At 69.1% G+C, this 9,669-nt stretch carries 8 protein-coding genes and 2 pseudogenes; 3 read left to right on the top strand and 7 right to left on the bottom strand.

The window, feature by feature from the left end:
• Positions 1-81: 81 nt before the first annotated feature.
• Both ACFY1E_RS29935 and ACFY1E_RS29930 read right to left on the bottom strand, forming a co-directional pair.
• The gene (locus tag ACFY1E_RS29935; RefSeq protein ID WP_389081084.1) at positions 82-381 is read right to left on the bottom strand and encodes a DUF6112 family protein; all 300 of its coding nucleotides are present in this window, start codon (positions 379-381) and stop codon (positions 82-84) included.
• Between the two features lie 84 nt (positions 382-465).
• Positions 466-1,608, bottom strand: coding sequence for a C40 family peptidase (locus ACFY1E_RS29930; RefSeq protein WP_389081049.1), 1,143 nt, complete (start codon positions 1,606-1,608; stop codon positions 466-468).
• A gap of 628 nt (positions 1,609-2,236) precedes the next feature.
• On the opposite strand from ACFY1E_RS29930, the gene ACFY1E_RS29925 reads away from it, so the two are divergent.
• Positions 2,237-2,986, top strand: a complete 750-nt coding sequence (locus ACFY1E_RS29925) for a DNA-methyltransferase (RefSeq protein ID WP_389081046.1) — start codon at positions 2,237-2,239, stop codon at positions 2,984-2,986.
• A 98-nt stretch (positions 2,987-3,084) separates the two neighbouring features.
• Here the strand turns inward: ACFY1E_RS29925 and ACFY1E_RS29920 are convergent, their stop codons facing one another.
• On the bottom strand, positions 3,085-4,026 hold the full coding sequence (locus ACFY1E_RS29920) for a transporter (protein ID WP_389081044.1): 942 nt from the start codon (positions 4,024-4,026) through the stop codon (positions 3,085-3,087).
• Positions 4,027-4,366: 340 nt separating this feature from the next.
• Here ACFY1E_RS29920 and ACFY1E_RS29915 point away from each other — a divergent pair.
• Positions 4,367-4,560: pseudogene (locus ACFY1E_RS29915) on the top strand (DNA-directed RNA polymerase subunit alpha); the annotation flags it as partial.
• Between the two features lie 647 nt (positions 4,561-5,207).
• Here ACFY1E_RS29915 and ACFY1E_RS29910 read toward each other — a convergent pair.
• The 3 genes from ACFY1E_RS29910 to ACFY1E_RS29900 form a co-directional block, all read right to left on the bottom strand.
• Complete coding sequence (locus tag ACFY1E_RS29910; RefSeq protein ID WP_389081041.1) at positions 5,208-6,590, bottom strand: L-serine ammonia-lyase; 1,383 nt, start codon at positions 6,588-6,590, stop codon at positions 5,208-5,210.
• A 70-nt stretch (positions 6,591-6,660) separates the two neighbouring features.
• Positions 6,661-6,996, bottom strand: coding sequence for a hypothetical protein (locus tag ACFY1E_RS29905; protein ID WP_389081039.1), 336 nt, complete (start codon positions 6,994-6,996; stop codon positions 6,661-6,663).
• Positions 6,993-8,174, bottom strand: a complete 1,182-nt coding sequence (locus tag ACFY1E_RS29900) for an NAD(P)/FAD-dependent oxidoreductase (RefSeq protein ID WP_389081037.1) — start codon at positions 8,172-8,174, stop codon at positions 6,993-6,995. Before ACFY1E_RS29900 ends, ACFY1E_RS29905 begins: the two co-directional genes overlap by 4 nt.
• A 316-nt stretch (positions 8,175-8,490) precedes the next feature.
• On the opposite strand from ACFY1E_RS29900, the gene ACFY1E_RS29895 reads away from it, so the two are divergent.
• Positions 8,491-9,288, top strand: a complete 798-nt coding sequence (locus ACFY1E_RS29895) for an IclR family transcriptional regulator (RefSeq protein WP_389081034.1) — start codon at positions 8,491-8,493, stop codon at positions 9,286-9,288.
• A gap of 178 nt (positions 9,289-9,466) precedes the next feature.
• Here the strand turns inward: ACFY1E_RS29895 and ACFY1E_RS29890 are convergent.
• Positions 9,467-9,630 (bottom strand): annotated as a pseudogene (locus ACFY1E_RS29890) (Rieske 2Fe-2S domain-containing protein); the annotation flags it as partial.
• Between the last annotated feature and the right edge of the window lie 39 nt (positions 9,631-9,669).

Here is a 9,669-nt window from a genome sequence, read left to right as displayed (position 1 = left end):
CGGTGTGTTGTGGGCGATGTTGCGTGATGGGCGGCCGTACGACTCCGGTCCGCCGGTTGCGCAGGTGGCTTGACTTCTTCATTAAGACACCTGCGTCCCCATCGCCGAGAAGAACGCGACGATGCCGTTGGCCGCGCCCAGCAGCAGCGCGCACCCGGCGGCGATGACCGTGCCCTTCTTCCCGTTCGCCTCGGCCTGGTGGCCACCGCTGTGGTGACCCCACGCCCAGACCATGGCGGAGATGGCCAGGGCGCCGACCACCGCGATGATCCCGAAGAGGTTGATCGAGGAGACGACGTTCTTCAGCACGCTGAGGCCGGGGAGACCGCCCTCCTTCGGTGTGATGCCGGGGTTGTACGCCAGATACTGGGCGTGCTGCATGAGCTTCACTTGGAACTCCAGTGCGATTTTGGGCGCGCGAGGGCCCGAGAGGAGAGGGAGCGACGGGAGAGGAGAAGGTGCCGGTCAGGCGACCCGGCGGGCGGCGACGATGTCTGCGCGCCAGTCGGTGAGGGTCGAGATCTTGACCACGTCACCGGTATGCGGGGCCTGCAGGATCAGCCCCTGGCCAATGAACATCCCGACGTGTTCCGGCGCTGCGGCCGTGCCGCGGGTGAACAGGAGGTCACCCGGCTTGAGAGCATCGACGCTGACCGCCTCGCCCTCCTTGACCTGCGCGTATGTGGTCCGGGAAATCGAGACACCGCCGGCCTTGTACGACGCCTGCATCAGGGACGAGCAGTCGCATCGGCCCATGGGGTCCTGGCCGTGGGGAGCAGAGCACGTACCGCCCCACTGATACGGCGTGCCGAGCTGGCCGAGACCCCAACGGATCGCCGTACGCACCGACTTGGGTGCGCTGGACGGGATCTCGTAGCCCTCGGGTACGGACCCATCGGGAATCGGGCCGAAGGAGGACCCGTCCCCGCCGGTGCCGCACGCGGTAGCTGCCGGGGAGGTCGTCTGCTCGGCCTCACCATCGGTGTCGCTGTCATTGCCGGAACTGCCGTCTTGGCCAAGCGACTTGGCGATGGCCTTCTGGAGGGCCGTGGCCAGCGGTTCCCACTTCGCGTACGCGTCGGGGAAGCCGCTCTTCTGAACTGCCTGCGCGGCCTGGGCGATGGTCATCGACTGCCAGCCCGAGACCTTGAGCAGACCCTCGAAGAACTTCATCGAGGCATGCACCGGGTCGCGAACCTCGGCAGCAGTACCCCAACCTTGGCTGGGACGCTGCTGGAAGAGGCCGAGCGAGTCCCGATCGCCGTAATCCAGGTTCCGCAGCCCCGACTCCTGCAGAGCCGTGGCCAGGGCAACGATCTGCCCCCGCGCCGGCACCTTCATCGCGATACCAGTGGCCTGGATCGTCTCGGCGTTTGGTATCTGCTCTTCGGGGTCTGAAAGCCCCGAAACGGACAAGGGCCCCTTGCCGTCGCCCTTGAAGATCGACTTCACCAGCTTCGCGACCGCCGCACTGTTCACGGCCTGTGCACCGTCCGCAGAACAGGCGGCCTGAGCACTGCTGGAACCGGCGAGAGCGACAGCGACCGGCGCTATCAACAACGTCGGGCCGAGCGCCACGGCCCCTGCTATGGCTATGGCCTTCTTCACGGACGCGCGCCACACGTCGAACGGCAGGAGACGGAATCTGGGCCCGCGGAGGGGCGGGCCTGGGCATGCTGCATCGGCAGCTCCTTACTCGTAGACAGCGCGGCGCAGGCGTTCTCGTCGAAAAGGCCACCGGCACCGCACGGTTATGAATTCGCAATACCTGGAGGAGGCTGGGAGACCAAGGCCGGGAGCTGCTAACTCCCGGCCGTTGGCCTCTCACTGGAAAGCGGCAGCCAGCCGCCCTCGTAATCTCACTCGCCACATGGGGAGTCCTTTTCGCCGATTAGGAGGCCAGTAGATGGGGCGTCAGGCATGTTGTCCTTGGATGGAACGGCAGCATCGACACAGCTCAGCAAGGCTGGAACCAGGTCCCGTCCTGCGAACACGGCGAGACTGTAGAGACGAAATCCGGCCGCACCAAACGGCCCGTGCCTCGGGCGGTTTCGAGGCGCTGAGTCGAGATCTGCCTCATTGGGTGCGGCCGGAATTCGGGGTTAACCTCCAGCGCATTGCTCGTCACGGCGGCTGTTTTCGCAGTTCCGCGGAGTGACGCATGCCGACGTGCGCTCCCCCTCCGGGAGCGGAGAAAAGGGCGCACGACCGCCTCCCTGAAAGAGAGAACCGCGCAATGCCGTACACCCTGCACCGAGGCGACGCGCTGACCGCCCTCGCCAGCATCCCCGACAACAGCGTCGATGCAGTGATCACCGACCCGCCCTACAACAGCGGGGGCCGAACGAGCAGCGAGCGCACCGGACGCTCCGCGCGCGCCAAGTACACATCGGCCGATGCCGAACACGACCTCGCCAACTTCCCCGGCGAGAACCGAGACCAGCGCTCGTACGGCTTCTGGCTCACCCTCCTGCTGACCGAGTCCTATCGCGCAACCGTCGAGTCCGGTACCGCGCTCGTCTTCACCGACTGGCGACAGCTGCCGACCACGACGGACGCACTCCAGGCCGCCGGCTGGACCTGGCGGGGAATCGCCTCGTGGCACAAGCCGGTTTCCCGGCCGCAGAAGGGCCGACTCAAGCAGTCGTGCGAGTACATCGTGTGGGGCACCAAGGGGCCCGTCGACGCCGCCCGCAACCCCGTCTACCTGCCCGGCCTCTACACAGCGAGCCAGCCGAGGAAAGGCCGCGTGCACATTACCCAGAAGCCCGTGGAAGTGATGCAGGAACTGGTGAAGATCTGCCCGCCGGGCGGAACGGTCCTGGACCCCTTCACCGGCTCCGGAACGACTGGCGTCGCCGCCTTGCGAGAAGGCCGCCAGTTCATAGGTGCCGAACTCTCCGAGCACTACGCCGACATCGCAGAACAGCGGCTGCGCAACGCACTGACCCAGGACGACTTCGAACTCGCTGGGCCCGAGAAATGAGACCAGCCAACGCCAGACCGCCGCCATCCCTGCAGGCACGCCAAACGGGGGCTGGTGTGCACCGGAACTCCGGTGCACACCAGCCCCCGTAATTTGGGTCAGCGGCCTTCGACACTTCGCCGGACGAGGTCGCTGGCTCTCGCCAGGTCCTCCTGCGACCGGATCCGCAGCTCCAGAGGGCCGGTTCCTAGACAGCCGATCTTGCGAACGTCACGGGCGAAGCCCTCGGCCAGCTCGACCGAGTCCGGGTTGACGGCAAGCCGGACCACGAGGGTGTGGCTGCGCGGCTGGAATCGCACTGTCGCGACGTTCTTGATCCGCCGGTAGGCGACGTAATGCAGCTGGAACTCCTTCTGTACATCAGCATCGGAGACCAGCATGACGTCGAGGTCGGCGTACAGATCCCGCAGCGACTGAGGCGACTCGTCGTAGAACTGCCGAACCGACTTGACTGTCGAACCACCACCCCCGGGTCCCGCCGCAGGCGCGCTCGCCCCCGCGGGCGTGCTCGGGGTCCGAAGTGCTGTCGCCGAGCCGGTCACGGAGGCGACAAGTTGCAGAGCCAGCAGGCCCCCACCGAAGTCCCGGTAGCTCACGAGATCGATCCGACGACCGATCTCCTCCAACGCGTGAGTGTCGTGCGATGTGAAGTCTCCCGCGATGCACACCAGGCGGGGGTTGCTCCAGTCGACCGAGCGGCCTGCCTCGTCGCCCAGCCGCTCCTTCACCAGGCTTTCGAACTCGTGGCGGTGGTCGCGCAGCCACGACAGGTATGAAAGAGCCTGTGTGATCACCGCCTTGCCATTCGAACGCTTGTACTCGATGATCGCCGGGTTGCCGTACTCGTCCAGCCCGAGCGAATCGATTCGCCCCCTGTGCCGCGAACCGGTGCCGTACTCCGAGGCCAAGAACCGGATCCCGAGCATCGCTTCCATGTTGCGCTCGATCAACGTTTGCAGCTGACGCTCCAGCGCCACTGCAGCTCCCGGGATCTCGGCCGCCTGGCCGTCGGCGACCTGGAACAGCTTTAGATCGTTCACCGGCTTCCCCCGTCCGCCTCGATGGTCTCGCCCGGAACAATCGATCCTGGGTAGGCGCGTATTCCGGAAACTTTGGAAGCGGAGGGCGGCTGGCCACTACCGCGCCAGCCCTGAGGGGGAGTCACGGAAGAGGTCAGGCACCCGTGCGATCGGATCCAGATAGCGCCAGCAGGCCTTGGGTAACAGGGCGTCAGTACGGGAGACGTGGGATCGAGGCGGTGTCCGCGGGGCTTCCGGGTGGGGTGGTGGTGCCGTATGGGCCGGTTCGATGGCGGGTTGAGGCTGGGTGGTGCGGGCGAGGGCGTCCTCTAGCGGCCCGGTCGCATTTGCGATCCTGCGCGTGGCGTGCTCCGGGGCCGGCCTCCTGGACATCCGCAACGTCGGTGCGAAGTCGATCGATGAGGTCAAGGCGAAGCCGGCCGGCGTGGGCTTGGCCCTGAAGGACGGCCCGCCCGGATTCCCCCCGCCGCCGCTGACGCCTTCTGTCCCGACGGCGACGCGGACGCCAGGTTCGTCGAGACCGAGGAGTACTGAACGCTGCACTGCGCGCATGGCTCCGGGGCGTCCGGAGGCCGTCGGCCCCGGCCATCTGCTCTCAGCGCCGGGTCAGGACGCAAGCAGGTGCGGCGCGTGTCGCGGACCGCGTCCAGCAGTTGTCGCTTCGACGGGTTGACCATGGGGGCGACGGTGACGGTGGGCACCGTCTCGTTCCCGTCCGCGACGGAGCGGACGAATGCTGCTGCGTCCTTGTCCCGCCAGATGTTCCGCTTGCCACCGCGCTCGCATACTCCTTGAACCCGAACTCCGCCGCGCTCGTGCTCCCTGCGCTCGTGTCCCCCGTGCTGGTGTCCCCTGCCCTGATGCCGCCCCGCGTGTTCTCATCCGTCCACGCTGTCGAACGCGTGATGCCGGAAGTTGCCATGGCGGATGCTGCATACGGCAGCCTCGGCTACGACGGATTCCACGACCGGCCCCGCCCCAGGCCGTATCCGGCGTTGATCACGTGCCGCGAACCCGCAGGTCAAGAGCCCCTTCCATGGGAGCTTCCCAGGGACTTTTCAGGGACTTTTCAGGGACTTTCACGTCTGTCCCAGGGAGTTGCCAGGGACTTTCCACCGCGTAAGAAGGGAAGGCCCCGACAGCGCTGAAAGAAACGAACGCGCAGGTCAGGGCCTGTTCCCTCAGCACTCGATGACGTTGACCGCCAGCCCGCCCCGCGCCGTCTCCTTGTACTTGACCTTCATGTCGGCGCCGGTCTCCTTCATGGTCTTGATGACCTTGTCGAGGGAGACGTGGTGGCGGCCGTCGCCGCGCAGTGCCATCCGGGCGGCCGTGACCGCCTTGACCGCGGCCATGCCGTTGCGCTCGATGCAGGGGATCTGGACCAGGCCGCCGACCGGGTCGCAGGTGAGGCCGAGGTTGTGTTCCATGCCGATCTCCGCGGCGTTCTCGACCTGTTCGGGGCTGCCGCCGAGCACCTCGGCGAGGCCGCCCGCGGCCATCGAGCAGGCGGAGCCGACCTCGCCCTGGCAGCCGACCTCGGCGCCGGAGATGGAGGCGTTCTCCTTGAAGAGCATGCCGATGGCGCCTGCCGCGAGGAGGAAGCGGACGATGCCGTCCTCGTCGGCGCCGGGCACGAAGTTGAGGTAGTAGTGCAGAACGGCCGGGATGATACCCGCCGCGCCGTTCGTGGGGGCGGTGACGACGCGGCCGCCCGCCGCGTTCTCCTCGTTCACCGCCATCGCGTAGAGCGTGACCCACTCCATCGCACGGGCCAATGGGTCGCCCTCGCTGCGCAGTTGGCGGGCCGCCGCCGCGGCCCGGCGCCGCACCCTCAGACCACCCGGGAGGATGCCCTCCAGGGCCAGGCCGCGCGACACACAGCCCTCCATGACCCGCCAGATGTCGAGGAGCCCCGAGCGGATCTCCCCCTCCGTCCGCCAGGCCTTCTCGTTCTCCAGCATCAGCGCGGAGATCGACAGGCCGGTCTCCCGGGCCCGTCGGAGCAGCTCGTCGCCGGTGCTGAACGGGTGGGCGAGCACCGTGTCGTCCACCTTGATCCGGTCCGCCCCGACGGCGTCCTCGTCGACGACGAAGCCGCCGCCCACCGAGTAGTACGTCTTCGACAGCAGCGGCACGCCGTCGGCGTCACAGGCGAAGAGGATCATGCCGTTGGCGTGGTACGGCAGCGAGCGCCGGCGGTGCAGGACCAGCTGGGTCGAGACGTCGAAGGCGATCTCGTGGGCCGGGCCGATCTGGGCGCCGAGGAGGCGGATGCGCCCGGTGGAGCTGATGCGCTCGACATCGAGGTCGGCCTGGGCGACGTCGACCGTGTGCGGCTCGTTGCCCTCCAGGCCGAGCAGCACCGCCTTGGGCGTGCCGTGACCGTGGCCGGTGGCGCCGAGGGAGCCGAACAGCTCCGCCCGTACCGCGGTGGTCTGGGCGAGCAGGCCGTCCTGCTTCAGCCGGGCGGCGAACATCGCGGCGGCGCGCATCGGGCCGACGGTGTGCGAACTGGACGGGCCGATGCCGATGGAGAACAGGTCGAAGACGCTGATTGCCACGCCATACTCCGGTGGATTGGCGGGGCGTGCCGACGCGGGTCACGGGCACGCCCTGCGGGCTGGTTGTCGGTCAGAGACCTGCGTAGAGGGAGTGCTTGTCGGCAAGCTCCTTGACCCGGGCCTTGAGCGCCCCCAGGACCTGGCCCGGGGAGGGGGCGTACAGGTCGCTGACAGCCGTCAGTGACCGGATCTCTCCGCAGCTCTCGCCCGCCTCGACGCGGCTGCCGACCTCGGGCAGCCGCAGGTGGACGACGTCGCCGAGGGCCTCGGCCGCGAACACGGTGATGCCGACGGTGGCGTTGCCCTCGTCCACGGCCAGCCCCTCGTGGTCCCAGGTGTGGCGGAGGTGCCGCCGGACGGCGGTCGTCTGCGCGTCCGTCGGGGGCGGTTGAGGCGTGGGGCTCATGACACGGCGGCCGCGGTGGCAGGGGCGAGGGTGCGGCGGAGCCGGTTGAACAGCTTCGGCTGGTTCAGGGAGAGCACGGCGACTGGGGTGCCCTCGCGGAGATAGACGGAGACGAAGGAGCGGCTGCCGAGGCTGCCCTCGACGAGTTCGGGGCGGTCGCCGGGGGCGACGTGTCCCGCGAGCTGGATGCGCACCTGGTACTGGTCGGACCAGAAGTACGGCGCGGTCACCCGGGCGGGCGCGGCCGACTCGCCGGTGAGCAGCGTGCGGGCGGCGGTCTTCGCCTGCTCGGTGGCGTTGGTCCAGTGCTCGATGCGGGCGTGGCGTCCGGTGAACGGGTTGGGCCAGCGGGCGACGTCGCCGACGGCGACCACGCCCGGGACGCTGCTCGCGCCGCCCGCGTCGCACACGACGCCGTCGTCCACCTGCACCCCGGAGCCGACGAGCCAGTCGGTGGCGGGCCGTACGCCCACCCCGACCACGACGATGTCGGCGGGCAGCAGACGCCCGTCCGCCAGCCGTACCCCGGTGACGCGGTCCTCTCCGGTGAGTCCCACCACGCCCGTTCCGCACAGCAGGCGCACTCCGTGGTCGGTGTGCAGGGAGGAGACCACCAGGCCCATCTCGCGGCCCAGTTGGCGTTCGAGCGGGACGTCGACGGCCTCTACGACGGTGACGTGCAGGCCGAGCCGGTGGGCGGTGGAGGCCACCTCGGCGCCGATGAAGCCGGCGCCGATGATGACGACCCGGGGCAGTCCGTCGCGCAGTTCGGTGCGCAGGGCCTCGGCGTCGTCGAGGGTGCGCAGGGTGTGGACCCCGGCCGGTCCGTCCATGCCGGGGAGCAGGCGGGGACTGGCGCCGGTCGCGACGACGACTCCCTCGCTGCGCAGCCGGCGTCCTCCGGCGAGGGTGACGGAGCGGTCCGCGGGGTCGAGGCGTACGGCGCGCTCGCCGAGCAGCCAGGTGACCTGGAGGGCCTCGTACTCGTCGGTGTCGCCGAGCGCGAGCGAATCGGCGTCGATGTCCCCCTTGAGGAAGTCCTTGGACAGCGGCGGGCGGTCGTAGGGAGTGTGGCGCTCCTCCCCCACGACGACGATCTCGCCGTCGTAGCCCTCTGCGCGCAGCGCGCGGACCGTGCTCAGGCCTGCCAGCGACGCGCCGACGACGGTGATGCTCATGAGGAACCTCCGGGTTGCGGGCGCCCGACCGGGTGTCTCGAATTGCACAACGAAGCTCGCTATACGCAACATGCTTGGGGTGGGGTCGGGCTCTTGTCAATAGACGGACGACATCGGTGCGCAATAGCGCAGAAGGTTGCACGATGCGCAACCTGGAGTCAGGGTTGGATCCAGGCCCGCCCAGCCGCCGACGCCTGGGCCACGGCGCGGCACGTCGCCCCCGGTCTCGACGACGGCCCGAACATCGAGCAGGGCGCGGTCCGCGTGCACCGTCGTCTTCCGCTGACGGCCGCCACGAAATGCGTATAGTTGCGCCATGAGCAACTACCCGGCAGACGGCGAAACAGCTGCTCCCGCGGTGAACGGGGTGCAGTCCGTCGACCGTGCCGTCAGCGTCCTGGAGATCCTCGCCCAGCGCGGCGAGGCGGGCGTCAGCGAGGTGGCCGGCGAGATCGACGTCCACAAGTCGACCGCGTTCCGTCTGCTCGGCGCACTGGAGGCACGCGGTCTGGTGGAGCAGACGGCCGAGCGGGGCAAGTACCGGCTCGGCTTCGGGATCGTGCGGCTGGCCGGTGCCGTCACCGGCCGGCTCGACATCACCCAGCAGGGCCGGCCGGTGTGCGAGCGGCTCGCCGAGGAGATCGGCGAGACCGTCAACATCGCGGTCCTGCAGGAGCATTACGCCGTCAACCTCTACCAGGTACGCGGTCCGGGCGCGGTCGGCACGCACAACTGGGTCGGTCAGCTCACCCCGGTGCACGCCACGTCCAGCGGGAAGATCCTGCTGGCGCATCTGTCGCCGGAGGAACGCGCCGACGTACTCGCGGCGTCCGGGCTGCAGAAGCTCACGCCCCACACGCTGACGGTCCGGGCGAAGCTGGAGAAGGACCTCACTACGGCGCGGGAGCGCGGGTACGCGGTGACGCTGGAGGAACTCGAGCTCGGGCTGCACGCCATGGCGGCGCCGATCCGTTCGCGTGACGGCGAGGTCATCGCGGCGCTGAGTGCGTCCGGGCCTGCGTACCGGTTCACCGAGGAGCGGATGGGTGAGGTGGCGCCGGTGCTGCTCAAGGGGGCGGAGGAGATCAGCCATCGGATGGGGTATCTGGGCTAGGCGCCGCGCTGCTTGGTTGCTGTCAGGCCGACGGCGCCGGGTACCCGGGCCGGACCCGCCGACCGGCCATCCCGGACGCACGACGACACTCGCCGCCAACGGCCGCGCCCCTCGCGGACCGCAACCGAACACCACGTCCGGCGCGAAGGGCGAAGCCCAACCGGCCCCCCGTCGCCACGGACAGCTCGACGTAGATCGTGCCGTCCTCGACGAGGACCCGGTGGGTGCGGACGGGAAGCCGGGCCGGTGGGGCGGCGACGGCGCCGGTGCGCAGGTCGAACTTCGCGGCGTGCAGCGGGCATTCCACCTCGCAGCCCCCAGCCAGCCCTCGGAGAGCGAGGCGTAGGAGCCGCCCGGCGGCTGCCACCACGGAGCACCGTG

The sequence above is a fragment of the Streptomyces sp. NPDC001604 genome (genome assembly GCF_042893475.1).
Lineage (GTDB): Bacteria > Actinomycetota > Actinomycetes > Streptomycetales > Streptomycetaceae > Streptomyces.
Note: the sequence above shows the minus strand (reverse complement) of the source record. Positions and strands in the feature narration are given on the sequence as shown.

What these genes read in the sequence shown, in the direction of transcription:
- ACFY1E_RS29905 (WP_389081039.1), bottom strand. Translation starts at nt 6,996, where the DNA reads ATGAGCCCCACGCCTCAACCGCCCCCGACGGACGCGCAGACGACCGCC.
- ACFY1E_RS29895 (WP_389081034.1), top strand. Translation starts at nt 8,491, where the DNA reads ATGAGCAACTACCCGGCAGACGGCGAAACAGCTGCTCCCGCGGTGAAC.
- ACFY1E_RS29935 (WP_389081084.1), bottom strand. Translation starts at nt 381, where the DNA reads ATGCAGCACGCCCAGTATCTGGCGTACAACCCCGGCATCACACCGAAG.
- ACFY1E_RS29925 (WP_389081046.1), top strand. Translation starts at nt 2,237, where the DNA reads ATGCCGTACACCCTGCACCGAGGCGACGCGCTGACCGCCCTCGCCAGC.
- ACFY1E_RS29900 (WP_389081037.1), bottom strand. Translation starts at nt 8,174, where the DNA reads ATGAGCATCACCGTCGTCGGCGCGTCGCTGGCAGGCCTGAGCACGGTC.